General features: G+C 69.7%; 13 protein-coding genes. 2 read left to right on the top strand and 11 right to left on the bottom strand.

The window, feature by feature from the left end:
• Positions 1-5: 5 nt before the first annotated feature.
• Positions 6-320 (bottom strand): hypothetical protein, encoded by a 315-nt coding sequence (locus ACH34Q_RS09400; RefSeq protein ID WP_395982402.1) that lies wholly within the window; start codon positions 318-320, stop codon positions 6-8.
• A 1,048-nt stretch (positions 321-1,368) separates the two neighbouring features.
• Between ACH34Q_RS09400 and ACH34Q_RS09405 the strand changes: the two genes are divergently transcribed.
• Complete coding sequence (locus ACH34Q_RS09405) at positions 1,369-1,758, top strand: hypothetical protein (protein WP_395982403.1); 390 nt, start codon at positions 1,369-1,371, stop codon at positions 1,756-1,758.
• Between the two features lie 9 nt (positions 1,759-1,767).
• Here the strand turns inward: ACH34Q_RS09405 and ACH34Q_RS09410 are convergent, their stop codons facing one another.
• The 8 genes from ACH34Q_RS09410 to eccD all read right to left on the bottom strand — a co-directional run bounded on the left by ACH34Q_RS09410 (position 1,768) and on the right by eccD (position 10,166).
• A complete protein-coding gene (locus ACH34Q_RS09410; RefSeq protein WP_395982404.1) occupies positions 1,768-2,865 on the bottom strand; it encodes a glutamate--cysteine ligase in 1,098 nt (365 codons plus the stop codon).
• A 51-nt stretch (positions 2,866-2,916) separates the two neighbouring features.
• Positions 2,917-4,263 carry a S8 family serine peptidase gene (locus ACH34Q_RS09415; RefSeq protein WP_395982405.1) on the bottom strand — a complete coding sequence of 449 codons (1,347 nt, stop codon included), beginning with the start codon at positions 4,261-4,263 and terminating at the stop codon, positions 2,917-2,919.
• A gap of 274 nt (positions 4,264-4,537) precedes the next feature.
• The gene (locus tag ACH34Q_RS09420) at positions 4,538-5,668 is read right to left on the bottom strand and encodes a hypothetical protein (protein ID WP_395982406.1); all 1,131 of its coding nucleotides are present in this window, start codon (positions 5,666-5,668) and stop codon (positions 4,538-4,540) included.
• A 137-nt stretch (positions 5,669-5,805) separates the two neighbouring features.
• Entirely contained in the window at positions 5,806-6,369 is a 564-nt protein-coding gene (locus ACH34Q_RS09425; RefSeq protein WP_395982407.1) for a hypothetical protein, read from the bottom strand.
• Positions 6,370-6,473: 104 nt separating this feature from the next.
• The gene (locus tag ACH34Q_RS09430; RefSeq protein WP_395982408.1) at positions 6,474-6,764 is read right to left on the bottom strand and encodes a WXG100 family type VII secretion target; all 291 of its coding nucleotides are present in this window, start codon (positions 6,762-6,764) and stop codon (positions 6,474-6,476) included.
• A 35-nt stretch (positions 6,765-6,799) separates the two neighbouring features.
• A complete protein-coding gene (locus ACH34Q_RS09435; protein ID WP_395982409.1) occupies positions 6,800-7,120 on the bottom strand; it encodes a WXG100 family type VII secretion target in 321 nt (106 codons plus the stop codon).
• A gap of 228 nt (positions 7,121-7,348) precedes the next feature.
• A complete protein-coding gene (gene eccB, locus ACH34Q_RS09440) occupies positions 7,349-8,791 on the bottom strand; it encodes a type VII secretion protein EccB (protein WP_395982410.1) in 1,443 nt (480 codons plus the stop codon).
• A 7-nt stretch (positions 8,792-8,798) separates the two neighbouring features.
• Positions 8,799-10,166 (bottom strand): type VII secretion integral membrane protein EccD, encoded by a 1,368-nt coding sequence (gene eccD, locus ACH34Q_RS09445; protein ID WP_395982411.1) that lies wholly within the window; start codon positions 10,164-10,166, stop codon positions 8,799-8,801.
• Between the two features lie 208 nt (positions 10,167-10,374).
• Here eccD and eccCa point away from each other — a divergent pair, with 208 nt between their 5' ends.
• Complete coding sequence (eccCa, locus tag ACH34Q_RS09450; protein ID WP_395982412.1) at positions 10,375-14,400, top strand: type VII secretion protein EccCa; 4,026 nt, start codon at positions 10,375-10,377, stop codon at positions 14,398-14,400.
• Between the two features lie 110 nt (positions 14,401-14,510).
• Here eccCa and ACH34Q_RS09455 read toward each other — a convergent pair whose 3' ends face one another.
• Together ACH34Q_RS09455 and ACH34Q_RS09460 are read right to left on the bottom strand one after the other, a co-directional pair.
• Entirely contained in the window at positions 14,511-15,698 is a 1,188-nt protein-coding gene (locus ACH34Q_RS09455; RefSeq protein ID WP_395982413.1) for a S8 family serine peptidase, read from the bottom strand.
• A gap of 72 nt (positions 15,699-15,770) precedes the next feature.
• Positions 15,771-16,034 (bottom strand): hypothetical protein, encoded by a 264-nt coding sequence (locus ACH34Q_RS09460; RefSeq protein WP_395982414.1) that lies wholly within the window; start codon positions 16,032-16,034, stop codon positions 15,771-15,773.
• Positions 16,035-16,070 lie beyond the last annotated feature (36 nt).

Here is a 16,070-nt window from a genome sequence, read left to right on the forward strand (position 1 = left end):
CCTTGTCAGGCGCCGCGTACCGTGCTCTTCTTTTCCGCCTCACGAAGGATCTTGGCGGTGGTCTTCAGTTTCTCGTCGACATCGAGCAGGACTCGCTCCTTCGTGATCAGATCGACGTCCGCATACTCGGTCGCCTGAATGTAGGCATGTGCGAGATTTGGGCAGAAGGTGGTGAAACTACTGGCTTCGACCCTGCGGGGAGCATCGTTGATGTCCAGCCGCGCCTGCTTGAGGTAGCCGCCCACATTGACGATCAACTTGCCGCCGAAACGCTCGATGTTGTCGGCGTTGAACTTCGACTCCCCCATCGCGCCGCTCACCGGCATGCTCCCGAAGGGCGAGGTCGGCGGGGTCGGCCGCACGCTGCTCCGCGGTGGCGGCGCTGAAGGCCCACCGTCAGGAGAACACGGCTGAGGGGGCGCTGCGGGGGTGGACTGATTAATGATGTCCGAAACACGGTTCTCAGGTGGCGACATTATGTCTCCATTGGCGGGGGATCCGGACCACCCTAATGAGATGTCCTCTCTCGATCAAGCGGTTCCAGTTCCCTCGAACGCAATTCCTTTTTTCACCGGCTCCCACTCACAATCCGCGGCCGAACTGCGAGTGATCTCGGGCCTGTCATGCGTGGAGAAGCCGTATCGCAGCGCCGTCCTCCCCTCGGCACCGGGCGATCCACCGCATCTGGGGATGGCGACCAGCCACCAACGGCACGCGGTCGACTACTGCCAACCGGCTCTGATCGCGGGGCCCCTCCGGGCTGTGGACCGCGAAGCAGGGGCCATCACCCTTCGCCAGCGAGCGCGGGTCTCTGGAGCCATCCTGTCCTGTGGAGGCTCGCATGACTGGTCATGACCGCCGCCGCGCCGGCCCCTGGACGAGGCTAGGGTCGTAGCGTCTTGGCGGCGTGGACTTCCTGGAGCACCTGTGACGAATGAGCCGAGCCCATCCGAGGCGGCGGACTTGAGTGAACGTCCTCTGTTCGTCGCTCCGGATCGGCTTGTCGACGGCTCGAACGAGGCACCGGACGACCGGCCCGAGGCCGAGGTCCGAACCCCGTTGTGGCGGCGCCCGTTGTGGCTCGGAGCCGTCGTGGCCGTCGCCGTCCTAACGGGTGGGGTCGCCTTCCTCTGGCCGGGGAACGACGGCGGCTCAGCCCAGGCCGGTTTCCGTTCGCTGCCCGACATCTGCTCTTCACTCTCTCCAGGGACCGTGCAGAGGTTGGCTCCTAGAGCGGAGGTCCAGAAGCCCTCTGGCCTGAAAGCCGTGGCCGGTGAACGTGCCGGCGCCTGCGTCTGGAAAGAAGCCCTGCAAGGTGACTCCAGCGGGACCCTCAGGTCACACCAGCTCGACATCGGTGTACGGCTGATGCTGGATGAGGATGACAAGGGCGGAACGGCCCGCGCCCAGGAGGCGTACGAGACCGAATGGGGCGCCGCGCGTACCGGATCGGGTCGTAGTACGGGTGGCTCGGTAGGGCTGGAGCTGGATCAGCCGTTTCCCCTCAAGGACATCGGTGAGCAGGCGTTCGCCCGGCCGATCCAGAGCGGCGACTCGTTCGTGCGTACGGGAAAGGTCTTCGTGACGGCCCGCTCCCGGAATGTACTGATAACGGTCGAGTACGCGGGAACCGTCCAGCCGGCGGACGAGAAGGACGAGGTCATGCCGATGGACACCCCCACGGCCCGTGCCGGAGCAGAGACGGCAACCCGGGAGACACTGACGGCCCTGACCTCGTGCAAGGAGTGCGTCGGCTGATCCCCGCAATCAGAGGAACGTGCCCTTTCCGGTCTGCTCGATGAGATGGTGCACGACATCGCGGAGGGACCCACGCTCGGCCGCGATCCGGCGTTGCCGTTGCGCACCGTCGCCTTTCTCATCGAGACGGCGTAGCCAGCGGGTCACAAGGCCGAGTTCGCCATGCTGCTCCAGCCCCGGTCGCGCGGCGTCGACCAGGCGCCGTACGAGCTCCCCGGCCGGCACCGCCTTGCCGGTGCGAACGTCGATCCCAGACCCGGACGATCCGTCTCGCGCCGCCCGCCAGTAGGCGAGGCGCATCAACTCGGGTTCGAGGGCCGGGCCCGGGTCACCCCGTTCGACCGCAGGCAGGAGGCTCACGGCCAGAGCGCGCACGAGCGCGGCGTACGACGCCGACTCCTCGTATGTGATGGGGATGTCGCCGACCCGGATCTCAAGCGTCGGGTGCTGCGCCGAGGGCCGGATGTCCCAGTAGACGCCGCGCTCACTGGTGATCGCCTCAGCCTCGCACAGCGCCTCGACCAGTCCGTCGTAGTGCGCCGCGGAACGCAGGTAAGGAGGCGGCCCCGCGACCGGCCAACGGCTCCACAGGAGCGTGCGCCAGCTCGCGTATCCGGTGTCGCGCTCGGACCAGTATGGAGAGTTCGCCGTGAGGGCGAGCAGTACGGGGAGATAGGGCCGCAGATGATTGCTCATCAGCACCGCGTGCTCCCGGTCCGGCATCTCCAGGTGTACGTGCACCGCGCAAATGGCGTATTCGTCGAGCAGGCCCCGGGCGACCGCACGGCCGAGTTCCGCTCGCGGCCCAGCGACGAGGGGGGAAGGGATGGCGGCGCCCAGCACGGGTGTACCGGCGGCGATCACGGCGAGGTCCTCCCGAGCCGCCGCGAACGCCAGCCACGAACGGCCTTCGCGGAGCTGATCGGTGACCTCGGCTGCGGTGGTGCAGGGCCGTGTCCGGCTCTCCACCTGCAACTCGGTGTCCTCGCCGTCGGCCCTGGTGCCGAGCGGCTTCTTCGCCTCGACCACCACGGCGTCGGCCCTGGGGACCACGTTGCCGTCGGCCGGATCGACGACGAAGAACTCCTCTTCGACCCCGAAGCGCATGCCCGTCCTCTCACGGCCGCCTGACGGTCACGGACATGCCGCGCTCATCGGTCAGCCCTGCGGAGGCGTACCACCCGGAGGAGGTCCTGGCGGGCCGCTCACCGGAGCCTGGCCCTGCGGAGGCTGTCCTTGAGGCGGCTGCCCATACTGAGGCTGCCCGTGCTGGGGCGGCCCGTGCTGGGGCGGCCCGTGCTGGGGCGGCCCGTACTGAGGCTGTGGCTGACCCGTACCCGGACCGGGCGGCTGCGGCGGACCCGCGTTGAACGAGCCTGGGCCGCCCTGGCCGTAGCCGGGATGCGATGGCGGGCTGGGCGGGATCTGCGGTCCGGAGCGCTTGCCACGGCGCAGGAAGAGGAAGACCACCAGCAGAGCCGCGCCGATCAGGACCACGGCGCCGCCGACCAGAATCAGAGGGCTCATCCCTGACGACTCTTCAGCGGCCTCCGCGGCCTTGGCGTTCGGCGGCTTCTGGGCGTTGACCTGCCCCATGACCTTGTCGAGACGTTCGTACACCGGGTTGGGCGCGCTGGCGGGCACCTGCTTGGACAGCGCGGTGCGCAGGCTCAGCACGCCGTAGCCGAGCGTGTTGTCCTTACCGGGCGGGCCGAAGTCCTTGGCGGTATTGGTGGCCAGCTGCACGATCTCCCTGGCCGACTTCTGCGGGAACTCGCTGCGCAGCAGGGCGAACCCGCCGGCGACCAGGGCGGCGGCGTGGCTGCTGCCTTCGCCGTTCGGCCAGACCCTGCCGTCCTGGCTCAGCGCCGGGATGTTCACTCCGGGCGCTCCGAGGGTCACGTAGTCCTGCCGCTGGGTGTTCTCCCAGGCCTGCCCCCGGTTGTCCATCGCGCCGACCGCGACGACACCAGGGCAGGAGGCGGGGTAGATCGGCTTGTTGCCGCTGGCACCCTCGTTGCCGGCGGAGGCGACGATGATGACGTCCTTCTTCGCCGCGTACGCGACGGCGGAGAGCAGGTCCGCCGGGCACTGGTGCTGATGGGTCTCCGAAGGCGATCCCAGGGAGACGCTGATGATCTTAGCGCCGTTGTCCACCGCGAACCGGATCGCGTCCGGGGATGACGAGTCGGCGACCCCCGGTGTCGCCAGCGGCATGATCTTCGCCTCCGGGGCCACCCCCGTGAAGCCGGTCTTGGTGCCCCTGGACGCGATGAGGCTGGCCATGCCCGTGCCGTGGCCGAAGTCTCCGTCATCCTCAGTGTCGCTGCTGCCGTCTCCGCTCACACGGAAGGCCTTGCCGGGGACGACCGCCCCTCTCATGTCGGGAAGGCTCGCCTCCACACCGGTGTCGAGCACCGCGACGGTCACGCCCGCACCCTTGGTCTTCGGCCAGACCAGGTTCTCGATACCCCACGTGTCGAACCACCACTGGCGTTCAGTCAAGGGAGAGGCCTGCGCGGCAGCGGCCTGACCCGCAGTCGCCGGAGCCATGACCAGGGCGATCGCCGACACCGCTGAAGCGAACCGAATCAGCCTTCGCACTTTCCAAACCTTCCCTGCCGCGAGGTGGGCGCGAGAACGCTCGCCGCCACATGCGTCCGACACCGTACCGCCAGTCGATCGGCCGCGTCAGCCGACCCTGCCGACTCACCCATCCGGCCAGGTTGCCGGTCCGGGCCGACGTGAGCCGGCCCGGAAACCCGTCAACCGATGGCAGTCAGCCGATCACCGGCGGGGCGGTGTCGTCGTCCGCACCCCAGACATCCTCGTCCTCGGTCAGCCAGGTCTCGCGCTCGCGGTCCTGGCCGCCCTGGTTGCCGGCGCCGCCACCACCCATGGGCATTCCGCCCATCGGCATACCGCCCATGCGGCCCGCGCCCGCTCCACCCCGGCCGGCGCCCATGCCGCCCATGGCCCCCGGGCCCATACCGCCGCCGGCGGTGCCCATGCCACCGGGGCCCGCGCCGCCGGGAAGGTTGCCGCCACCACCAGAAGGCATGCCGCCACCGCCGCCACCACCGGGAGGCATTCCGCCGGGGTCACCCATGCTCGACAGGCTGCTGCCTCCGCCCGAGCCGAACGAGCCGAGGCCGGAGCCGGAACCTGGATCGCCGCCGATTCCCGCGAGATTGCTGGAGTCGGGCATCCCGCTCGGGCTGAGGTGGGGGTTCCTGCCGCTGTCGGGATTGGCGAAGGGGCTGCCATCTCCGCCAGGGAACTTGCCGCCGTCGAGGCCCGAACCGCCGCCCGGCATGCCACCGGGGCCACCACCCGGCATACTGCCGCCGCCTCCGCCAGGGGGCATGCCGCCGCCCCCAGGTGGCGGCTCGTTACCGCCCTTCGTGTCCGGCAGGTCTTCCTCGACTTCCGGCGGAACGTTGTTATGCGACTCCGCCGTCCGCATGTACAGCTTTTCGAGCTTGTCCTTTGCCCAGCGATTGTCGTCGCCGTCGTCGTCGTCCCAGCCGTCTTCCATCGTCTCGCCGACGGACTTGTAGTGGGGCAGGATCTCGGTGCCGTACCACTTGAACGAGTTCGACGTCTTGAGACTGATGTCCGACATCCTGGCGGCGGTGCGGTGCACCTGCCCGAGCTGGTCCAGGGCCTTCTGAGCGTTCTCGCCCTGCCAATGCTTGATCAGCTTGTCGGCGTAACCCTCCAGCGTCTTGGTGTACGCGGCCAAAGCGTTGGAGGCCGCGATGTACGCGCTGGAGGCGTCGTTCACCGGTCCGGGGTCGATCTTCTTGAAGATCTCCTTGACCTGGCTGAACTTGATATCACCGGCGGCCTGGGGATTGGCCTCCGCCTTGCTGTCGTAGATGTTCTTCTTAAGCCACTGTTCACCCATCGCCTTTGCCCTTTCGCAGTAACACCCGCACTCGCCCGGACACCCGCGAGAACGCAGGGAAGGGAGCCATCGTTCTCCCTGCGTCCGGGAAGCTCGCCCCGTCCGGTTCTCCTACCGACAAAGCGACAAGTTCAGTTCTATGCCTGGACGTTCTCGGTCGACTTCTTCGTCGAGTCGTGAGCGTTCTCGTAGGCGTCCGCGGAGGCCTTCAGCTTCGCCGCGACGCCTTCGATACTGGCCACGATGTGACCGTAGTTCTCGCCGAAGACCGTGCTGGCCTTCGTCGCCATGCCCACCCACGTGTTGCCGATGGAGCCGCCGCCGACCTTCTCCTCGGTGAAGCCCTTCAGGCCCTTCACGGCGTCCAGCTTGCCCTTGAGGTCGTCGAGCTCGTTGAGGATGGTGGTGCGGAGGTTCCGCAGCTCCTCGGGGTCGACTTCGTAGCCGTCCTTGGCTTCCTTGCCCCACTTGGTGCTGGGGTCGCTCGTCCGCGTGTTCCCCTGGTAGTCGCCGACCTTGGGGGTTTCCTCACCCATGGTGACGATGTTGTGCTGGTGCTGGAGCCTCGGGTGGTCGCCGAGCGTCCCCTGCTCCTGGTAATGGTTGTAGAGCTCCCTGATCCGCTCGTCGGAATACTCGGGGAGGTGGTCGTCGTCGTACGTGTAGCTGGTCGTTCCGGTCGTGCTGCGGTGATCACCCATTGGTCACACTCCAGAATACTTCCGTGGAACCGTCGCCTTCGCTGGTAGACGACGTCGTGCGGACCCGCCGATGGGATCCGCACGACATCGCAAAGCACGCGGGCTCAGGCTCCCCAGATACCCCGGTTCACCTGCTCGGCGCCGGAGTAGTTGGTGTGGGCGTCGCCGATGACGATACCCAGCTGGTTGAGGACCGTGCCGATGTGGGCGGCGGCCTTGTCCCACTCGCGCTTGTGGATCCAGTAGGCCTCCACGGCCGCGCCCTCCCACTGGGCCAGCTTGCTCTCGAGGTTCTTCTCGAGGTCGTCCAGCTCATCGGTCAGCGCGCGGTAGGCGAGCGTGAAGTCCGCCTGGGCCTGCTGCAGGGCGCCGAAGTTCGCCTTGGTGTAGCTCATCAGAATCCTCCGATGTCAGATCCAGTCGGGAACGATCAGGTGGTGCCGTTGAGCAGGCCCGCGATCTTGTTGGCCGCGTCCTCCTGCTCCTGCTCGGTCGACTCGTACTGGATCTTGGTCTGCACGAGCTTCTCGTACATCCCCTCCAGCTCGCGCTGCACCTTGCCCATCGATGTCTGGAACTCCATGAAGACCCGGTCGAACGAGCCTGCGGCCGCACCCTGCCAGCCGCCCATCAGCTGGGACTTCTGGCTGTCCAGCTTGGTCTGCAGGCCCTTGACGATGCCGGCGGACTGTTCGATCCGCTGGGCCGCCTGGCCCATGGCCTCTCTGTCCTGTGCGGACTGCTGGCCCATGGTTCACCTCCGGTTGCGATGTTCGATCACGCGGTCCGTCATGCCCCCGTACCAACCAGCCGCGCACGCCTCGGCGGGGAGAGGCCGCTGGGGGACGCCTCCGGTGACCCAAATTACTCACTCACGATAGGGGGCAGCACACGCATTGTCGAGGGAAATAGCCATCACAGGTCTCTAACTTCCCGGCTACGGCCCCGGTCGCTTAGGCAGCCTGCCACTCCATCATGCTCATGAACTGGCCCTTTGTACGGGCATCGTGGCCGCCTTGGGATCTAGGGCCGGACCTGCGGGGATGAGATGTAGGACACTCGCGGGAACCGGAGCGGCCTTCGATGCGTCATAACCTAGATTGGCGGCAATTTCGGCCGAGGGAATGGCGTATCGAATGCCTTGGTCGTTGATGATGGACAACGACCCGGCGGCACCCGCGGTATTGGCTTGGCCGCCGCTCTGAGTAAGTCGTACCAATGACGCTCCGCCGGGCGGCAGCACCAGCTGGTCGACCGCCGCGCCGCCGCCCGAGGTGCCGACGCCGAGGGCGGTCTGGGACGGTGCGGGAAGCGTGCCGCCGACGGTCAGCTGGGCGGTCGCCGAGGCGCCGCCGGAGTAGACCGCGCACAGCGGCTCGGTCGGGGTCCACGCCGTGAACTTGGGCATCGCCGCCGGGAGCGCGTCGCTGAAGAGGCGGGTACGCGACTGCAGCGCGGTGGCGGACGGAAGGTCGGTCGGGAGCGCCTCGGCCAGCCGGCCCGGGTAGGCGGTCTTGGTCACGGGGTCGCTGAGCAGCAGCCGGGCCTGGGTCTGGGAGATCTGGGACAGGCCGTCCTCGAGCAGGACGTACCAGTTGGTGCCGCCGCCGGTGTCGGCCTTGAAGACCTGGCCGATCCTGCCGGGCTGGTTGCCGGGGCCGCCGACCGCCTTACCGCGCTGGCCGGGTACCTGCGGGGGCGCGAAGTCGCCGGTCGCCGGGATGGAGTTCAGCCAGGCGGGGGCCACCTGTACGGGCGCGGCACCGCCGGTGAGGGCGGAGATCTGGGCCGCCGGCAGCTTCAGGCTCATCCGCCGGTCCTTCCACAGGACCCAGCTCTCGTTCGCCGCCTGCACCACGAGGGCCTCGCCCGCCGGGAGCGTACGGCCGCCGATCTTCTTGCCGGCCGCGAGCGCGGTCATCGACCTGCGCACGCCGTTGCCGCCGTCGGCCTCGCGGACGCAGACCGACCAGGGGCCGCGGATCAGCTGCTTGGCGTCGGGCAGCGAGTCGGGGGCGCCGGAGATGCCGATCATCGGGCCGCGCTCGAAGTCCTTCAGCGAGTTGCGCGACACCGAGCGGGACTTGGTGCCCTTCTTGTTGACGGCCAGCAGCGCCGAGGCGTAGTTGGCCACCGGCAGCAGCTTCCTGGAGTTGGTGTCGTAGACGTACTTGGTGCCCGTCTCCTTCTCGATGATGACCACGTCGCCCTTGTCCAGGCCCTTGGCGCCGCCCGGCTTGAGGAGCCCGATGATGCCGAACACACCGGCCACCAGGACCGCTACCACCACTCCGATCAGCACGCCGACCGACAGCCGGCGCATGGGGGACTCGGCGACGTCGGGTTCGCCGTGCAGGAGGGCGAGCCCGACGCGCTGCATCATCAGGCGATGCGCCTGGTAGAGGTCTCGGCGGTTCTGCATCAGCCGTTCACCCGGCCAGCCCGCGGACGCGGGAGTAGACGTCGAGCACGGCCAGCGCCAGCGGGATCAGCGTGATGACGACCATCATGTCGATGATGTCGCCGGCCCGGCCCCAGAACGGCGTCGGCCGGTGGTCGGGCAGCCACATCACGATGCCGACCACGATGCCGCCGATCAGCAGCAGCGGGACGAGCGCGGCGGCCAGCGAGACCGCCTGGCTGTGGTCCAGCGCGGTGCCGATGGTCAGCAGCCCCAGCCCGATCAGGCCGGAGACCAGCAGCCAGGACCGCTGGGCGACGCTGCGGAAGACCCGCGAGCGCAGCAGCAGCGACAGCGACATCGCGGCGGTGGTGGCGGTGGCCGCCCAGCCGCCGGCGCCGAACAGGAAGATCAGCGCACCCAGCGCGGTGATCGCGATGCAGGCCACCAGGCCGGTCGCGTACTTGTCGGCCGCGCCGGTACGGGCGAGCACGCTGCGGCCGTCGACGGTCTCGGTGTCGCTCCTGAGGTCGTCGGCGTTGGTGGGGATCGGTGGCAGCGGGAGCCGGGCCAGCTTGAACGCCAGTGACGGGATCGCGGCGGTGAAGGCCATCGCGATGACCGCGACGACGGCCGCGATCCCGGCGGGTTCCAGGCCGGTGAAGAAGAAGGCGAAGGCCGAGCCGATCGTGCCGAACAGCGCGGCGACGGCCACGCCCAGGAAGACCGGGAGGCCGTCCACGATGAGGAAGGCCGCGATGATGGCGGTGAAGGCCAGCGCCCCGCTGCCCGCCAGCATGTGCGGGGCGCCGAGTTCGGTGATGTCCAGCGTCGAGCGGGCCGGGGCCAGGAGCCCGGCGAGGAACGCGTACGGGAGCGCCGCGTACCCGAGGACGGCCCCGGCGCCTGCGTCGCCGAACGCGCGGGACAGGGCGCCGGCGGCGATGACCGTGACGAGGGCCACGATCCCCGCGGCGATCGCCGGGACGATCCAGGGCGGACCGGACAGCGCGATGACGGCGGCGCCGACCAGCAGCGCGGCGGCGGCCACGCCCAGCCCGAACGAGCGGGTGGTGGTCGGCCGCCAGCGGTCGTTGCGCTCCTTGATCCCGCTGGCGATGACATCGGCCACATCGTCGAACGCCAACTCGGGGAGCTGGGCCGAGCGCGGCCGGAAGTAGAGGATCTCCCCGTCCCGCACGGCCAGCGTCGCCAGGTCGCGCGCCGGGTCGAACGGGGCGTCGTCCAGCCGCTGCAGGACCCAGCCGGAGTGGGCCAGGCCCGCGTCGGCGAGGTTCTCGCCCGCGGCGCGCAGCAGCGTGGGGAGCATGTACGACAGTGGCACATCGGTCGGCATGGACAGGTCGACACGGCGTCGCGGCGCGACGATCGTCACCCTGCACAGCGGGGGGGCAGCCGGCGAGTTCACGAGTGGTCCAGTCCTCCCTGAAGGTGACTCCGGGCAGTCACAGCGCGGAGCCTAGAATGTTCGCTCCGATCATGCGAAATCAACCGCTAGATTCATTCTGATACGCATGTGGCGTGCCCGAATCGCCGAACCGTCCAGCAGAACGGTCTATGAGGCCCCCCGGAGGAACCCCCACGTGAGTACCGTCCTCGTACGGCGGCAACAGCGCAGACAGGCCCCGCCGACACCCAAGGGCGAGATCCTACTGGAGTCGCCGCCCGAGCTCCCCGAGGCCCAGAGCGGCGGCTTCCAGCAGGTCCTGATGTACGTCCCGATGATGATCATGCCGGTGATGATGGGGCTGATGCTGCTGGGCGGCGGCACCAAGAACCCGATGATGATGATCAGCAGTGGCGGCATGGCGATCGCCATGGGCGTCATGATGGTCGGCCAGATGGGCCGCGGGTCGGGCGAGCGCAAGTTCCAGCTGAACGGCGAGCGCCGCGACTACTACCGCTATCTCGGCCAGGCCAGGCGCAAGGTCCGCCGGGCCGCCGAGCAGCAGCGCGAGGCGCTGGAGTGGAACAGCCCGCCGCCGGAGTCGCTGTGGTCGCTGGTGATGAGCGCCCGGCTCTGGGAGCGGCGGCCCACCGACAAGGACTTCGGCAACATCCGGATCGGGTCGGGCCCGCAGAAGCTGGCCGTGCAGGTGATCCCGCCGGAGACCAAGCCGATCGAGGACCTGGAGCCGATGACGGCGGGCGCGCTGCGCCGGTTCGTCCGGGCGCACTCCACGGTGCCGAACCTGCCGATCGCGGCGTCCATGCCGTCGTTCGCCCGGATCATGCCGATCGGCGATCAGGACGTGATCCGCGGCATGGTGCGGGCGATGATCGTCCAGCTGGCGACGTTCCACTCCCCCGACGACGTCCGGGTCTCGATCTGCGCGTCCCGCGAGGCGCTGCCGCAGTGGGACTGGGTCAAGTGGCTGCCGCACGCGATGCATCCCACCGAGAACGACGCCGCGGGCCCGGTCCGGCTGATCGCGCCGAGCCTGTCCATGCTGGAGGCGATGCTGGCGGCCGAGCTCAAGGACCGGCCGCGCTTCACCCCCGGGCTGTCGCCCAACGACCTGCCGTACCACATCATCGTCGTGGACGGCGGCCAGGTGACGCCGGACTCGCAGATCGGCGCGGACGGCATCGAGGGCGTCTGCGTCATCGACGTCAGCGGCTCGGTGAACCCGACGGCCGACAACACGATGCTGCGGCTGCGGGTCGCCGCCGACAAGATGGCGATGCTGCGCCGGGACCGTACCGGCAAGGACCTGCCGACCATGCTCGGCAGGGCCGACCAGCTCACCGTCATCCAGGCCGACGGCCTGGCCCGGCAGCTGGCCCCGCTGCGCGCCAGCGCCAGCGCGGGCGGCGGCGGTGAGGAGATGGACGTGCTGTCGGCGTCCACGACGCTGACCGCCCTGATGAACGTGGGCGACCCCCGCGCGCTGGAGCCGCGTACGGCCTGGCAGCCGCGGGCACCGCGCAACCGGATGCGGGTCCCGGTCGGCGTGGACCCCGACGGCCGCCCGGTCGAGCTCGACATCAAGGAGGCCGCGCAGGGCGGCTTCGGCCCGCACGGGCTGTGCATCGGCGCGACCGGTGCCGGTAAGTCGGAGTTCCTCCGTACGCTCGTGCTCGGCCTGGTGATGACCCACTCGTCGGAGACGCTGAACTTCGTCCTCGTCGACTTCAAGGGCGGCGCGACGTTCCTCGGCATGGACGGGCTCAAGCACGTCTCGGCGATCATCACGAACCTGGAGGACGAGCTGCCGCTGGTCGACCGGATGTACGACGCGCTGCACGGCGAGATGGTCCGCCGCCAGGAGTGGCTGCGGGCCGCGGGCAACTACGCCTCGCTGCGCGACTACGAGAAGGCCCGCGAGCAGGGCGCGCCGCTCAAGCCGATGCCGACCCTGTTCATCGTGCTGGACGAGTTCTCCGAGCTGCTGTCGGCCAAGCCCGACTTCGCCGAGCTGTTCGTCATGATCGGCCGGCTGGGCCGGTCGCTCGGCGTCCACCTGCTGCTGGCCTCGCAGCGCCTGGAGGAGGGCAAGCTGCGCGGCCTGGACACCCACCTGTCGTACCGGATCGGCCTCCGGACGTTCTCGGCGGCCGAGTCGCGCGTGGTGCTGGGCGTCCCCGACGCGTACGAGCTGCCGCAGGCGCCCGGCCACGGCTACCTGAAGGTCGGCACCGAGACGATGACCCGCTTCCGGGCGGCGTACGTCTCGGGCCCGTACGAGCCGGAGCCCGACAGCGCTCAGGGCCCGCAGAACGGCAACGTCCAGCGGACGGCTCCGCCGCAGATCGTCGCGTTCGGCCCCGACTACATCCGGCCGCAGGCGATCGAGCAGCCGCAGGGACAGCAACAGCAGCAGGCACCGGCCGAGGAGAGCGGCCCGAAGATCAGCCTGTTCGACCTGGTCGTGAGCCGGCTCGTCAACGCCGGTCCGGACCCGCACCCGATCTGGCTGCCGCCGCTCGACCAGCCGGGCACGCTCGACCAGGTGCTGCCCGGGCTCCAGCAGACCGAGGAGTTCGGCTTCACCACCGCCGGCTGGGACGGCCGGGGCCGGCTGCACGCGTTCGCGGGCATCGTCGACCGCCCGTTCGACCAGCGGCGCGACCCGATGTGGCTCGACCTGTCCGGTGCCGCCGGGCATGTCGGCGTCGCGGGCCAGCCGCAGAGCGGCAAGTCGACCGCGCTGCGCACGCTGATCGCCTCGCTGTCGCTCATGCACACGCCGCAGGAGATCCAGTTCTACTGCCTGGACTTCGGCGGCGGCGCGCTGGCCGCCCTGGAGGGGCTGCCGCACGTCGGCGGCGTGGCCACCCGGCTCGACCCCGACCGGGTCCGCCGTACGGTCGCCGAGGTGTCCGCGCTGATGGAGGCCCGCGAACGGTACTTCGCCGAGCGCGGCATCGAGGGCATCGCGGCGTACCGGCGGATGCGGGCGGCCGGGGAGATCACCGGCGACGGGTTCGGCGACGTCTTCCTGGTGGTCGACAACTGGCTGACCGTACGCTCGGAGTTCGAGCAGGTCGAGTCCACCATCACCGACCTGGCCGGGCGCGGCCTGGGCTTCGGCATCCACATCATCGCGGCCACCAACAAGTGGTCGGAGTTCCGCACCACGATCCGCGACCTGTTCGGGACCCGGCTGGAGCTCAAGCTCGGTGACCCGTACGAGTCGGAGATCAACCGCAAGATGGCGGTGAACGTGCCGGAGGGCCGCCCCGGCCGCGGGCTGAGCCGCGAGAGCCTGCACTTCCTGATCTCGCTGCCACGGCTCGACGGCCGCAGCACGACCGACGACCTGGCCGACGGCATGCGCCAGGTGGTCGAGACGGTCAAGGCTGGCTGGGGCGGCCGGCCGGGCGCTCCGCCGGTACGGATGCTGCCCGACGTGCTGCCCGCGGCTCAGCTGCCGCAGGCGTCCGAGACGGGCAAGCGCATCCCGATCGGGATCGACGAGGACACCCTCTCGCCGGTGCTGCTCAACCTGGAGAACGACCCGCACTTCGTCGTCGTCGGCGACAACGAGTGCGGCAAGTCCAACCTGATGCAGCTGCTCGTCCAGTCGATCAAGGCGCGGAACACCCCGAACGAGGCGCGCCTGATCATGGTCGACTACCGCCGCGCCCTGCTCGACGTGGCCGAGGGCGAGCACGTGATCGGCTACGCCGCCTCGTCCACCGCGGCCAACGGGCTGCTCAAGGACATCAACGGGGCGCTGGTGGCCCGGCTGCCACCGTCCGACCTGACCCCCGAGCAGCTGCGCAACCGGTCCTGGTGGACGGGCTCGGACCTCTACCTGGTCATCGACGACTACGACCTGGTGGCCACCCCGTCGGGCAACCCGATCGCGCAGATCGCCGAGCTGCTGCCGCAGGCCCGCGACATCGGCCTGCACGTGATCCTGTCGCGGTCGATGGGCGGCGCGGGCCGCGCCATGTTCGACCCGGTGATCCAGCGGCTGAAGGACATGGCCAGCCCGGCGCTGGTGATGTCCGGCTCCAAGGACGAGGGCGCGCTGTTCGGCGACGTACGGCCCAGGCCGCTGCCGCAGGGCCGCGGGACGTTCGTCGACCGGCGTACCGGCAAGCGGCTGATCCAGACGGCCTTCGTGGGAGACCAGAACGGGGGCACCGAGGGCGGCTGACCCCGCGCGACATCGGAGAGGGCCTCCACCGGGACACGATCCCGGCGGAGGCCCTCTCTCGTTTCCGCTGGTGGGGCGTTTCTGTCAGCGGGGCGTTTCGGCTGGTCGCGCTAGTCTTGGTCGCCGTTCACGACTCGGGTACGGCCCGGCCGCCAGCCGCGCCGCCGCCCCAGCGGGATGACCGCTCCGCCGAACGCGACGAGCACGGCGAGCAGGACCGTCCCGCCCGCGATGCCGGCGGCGATGCCACGGGTACGGCCGTCCTCGGGGGGCTCGCCGCCGATGTCGATCGGCCCGGCCGCCTGGCGGGTGGCGCCCTGCTGCCCGGGCTGCACCAGGCCGGTGACCGCCTGCATCGGGCTGATCATGCCGTTGCCGCTGCCACCGCCGTTGCCGCCCTCGGCGGTGGCCTTGATCCGCTGGATGACCTGCTCGTAGGTCAGGTCCTTGTGCCGGGAGCGGACCAGCGCGGCGACTCCGGAGGCGTACGGGGCGCCGAAACTGGTGCCGCCCAGCCCGCCGATGTAGCCGGTGGGACCCGTGGAGATGATCCCTTCGCCCGGAGCGGAGACGTCGACGCGCGTCTTGAGGTTGGAGAAGTCGGCGATGGTGCCGTTCTCGTCGGCGGCGGCGACCGAGAGCACGCCCTGGTAGCTGGCGGGGTAGGCCTTCTGCTCCTGCCCCTTCTGCTCGTCGGTCACGTTGCCGGCCGCGGCCACGATCAGCGCGTCCTTCTGCTGGGCGTACCGCACCGCCTTGCGCAGCGCCGGGGTGTCGGGCGCGGACACCGAGACGTTGATGACCTGGGCGCGGTCGGCGGCCCACTGGATCGCCTTGGGCAGCAGCGTGTTGTCGTTGGTGCTCTCGCCCGCGGTGAACTTGGCGTTCACGAGCTTGGCCCTCGGTGCCACCCCGACGAACGGGACCCCGTGGGACTGCCGCCGGTCGGCGGCGGCGATGATGCCCGCCACCTCGGTCCCGTGCTGGAAGCAGTCGTTCGCGGTGGTCTTGGTGGCGTCGAACTCGGCCACGACCCGTCCCGCCAGCTGCGGATGCTTGGCACTGATCCCGCTGTCGACCACCGCGACGGTCACGCCCTCGCCGCGGGTGACCTTCCACGCCTCCTGGAAGTCCAGCCGCCGCTGCGGCCACGGCTCCTGCGTGATCTGGGCGGCCGGCTGTCCTTGGGCCGGATTGCACTGCACCGGCGCCGCCATCGGCGCCGCCGCCACCGGGGGTGCGAACGCCGTGGCCAGCACGACGCAACCAGCACCGGCCACGAGTCCCGCTACGCGCATGCTCTTAACTCTCCTGAAGCCTCGGGAACGGCACCACGACTCTAAGGGATCGCGGCGACCCGGAGCCGCCGGTCACCGGTCGCCCCCGATCTTGCTGAGCGCGTCGTTGATCGCCTCGGTGATCTGCTCCATCTGCCGCAGCCCCCGCTCGGCGGTGTCGTCGGCGGCCGTGTCGCCGGCGGCCTCCGGAGCCGCCCTCGGCTGGTCACGCAGCTCGTCCAGGGCCGCGTTCACCGCCGCGACCAGGCGCTCACCCAGATCCTCGGGAGGAAGGGCCAGCGCTTCGCGGGCCTCGGCCAGTACCCGGTCCAGATCCGCACTTGAGAACTCGGTCAAGCCGGCCTTCCCCTCCGTGATGGTTCCAGTGCGCAG

This window comes from Actinomadura sp. 9N407, assembly GCF_044326315.1.
Taxonomy (GTDB): domain Bacteria; phylum Actinomycetota; class Actinomycetes; order Streptosporangiales; family Streptosporangiaceae; genus Spirillospora.

Excerpts from the sequence above, each read along its gene's own strand:
- ACH34Q_RS09435 (WP_395982409.1), bottom strand. The coding sequence starts at position 7,120 with ATGGGCCAGCAGTCCGCACAGGACAGAGAGGCCATGGGCCAGGCGGCC.
- ACH34Q_RS09430 (WP_395982408.1), bottom strand. The coding sequence starts at position 6,764 with ATGAGCTACACCAAGGCGAACTTCGGCGCCCTGCAGCAGGCCCAGGCG.
- ACH34Q_RS09455 (WP_395982413.1), bottom strand. The coding sequence starts at position 15,698 with ATGCGCGTAGCGGGACTCGTGGCCGGTGCTGGTTGCGTCGTGCTGGCC.
- eccB (WP_395982410.1), bottom strand. The coding sequence starts at position 8,791 with ATGCAGAACCGCCGAGACCTCTACCAGGCGCATCGCCTGATGATGCAG.
- ACH34Q_RS09405 (WP_395982403.1), top strand. The coding sequence starts at position 1,369 with ATGCTGGATGAGGATGACAAGGGCGGAACGGCCCGCGCCCAGGAGGCG.
- ACH34Q_RS09410 (WP_395982404.1), bottom strand. The coding sequence starts at position 2,865 with ATGCGCTTCGGGGTCGAAGAGGAGTTCTTCGTCGTCGATCCGGCCGAC.
- ACH34Q_RS09420 (WP_395982406.1), bottom strand. The coding sequence starts at position 5,668 with ATGGGTGAACAGTGGCTTAAGAAGAACATCTACGACAGCAAGGCGGAG.
- ACH34Q_RS09425 (WP_395982407.1), bottom strand. The coding sequence starts at position 6,369 with ATGGGTGATCACCGCAGCACGACCGGAACGACCAGCTACACGTACGAC.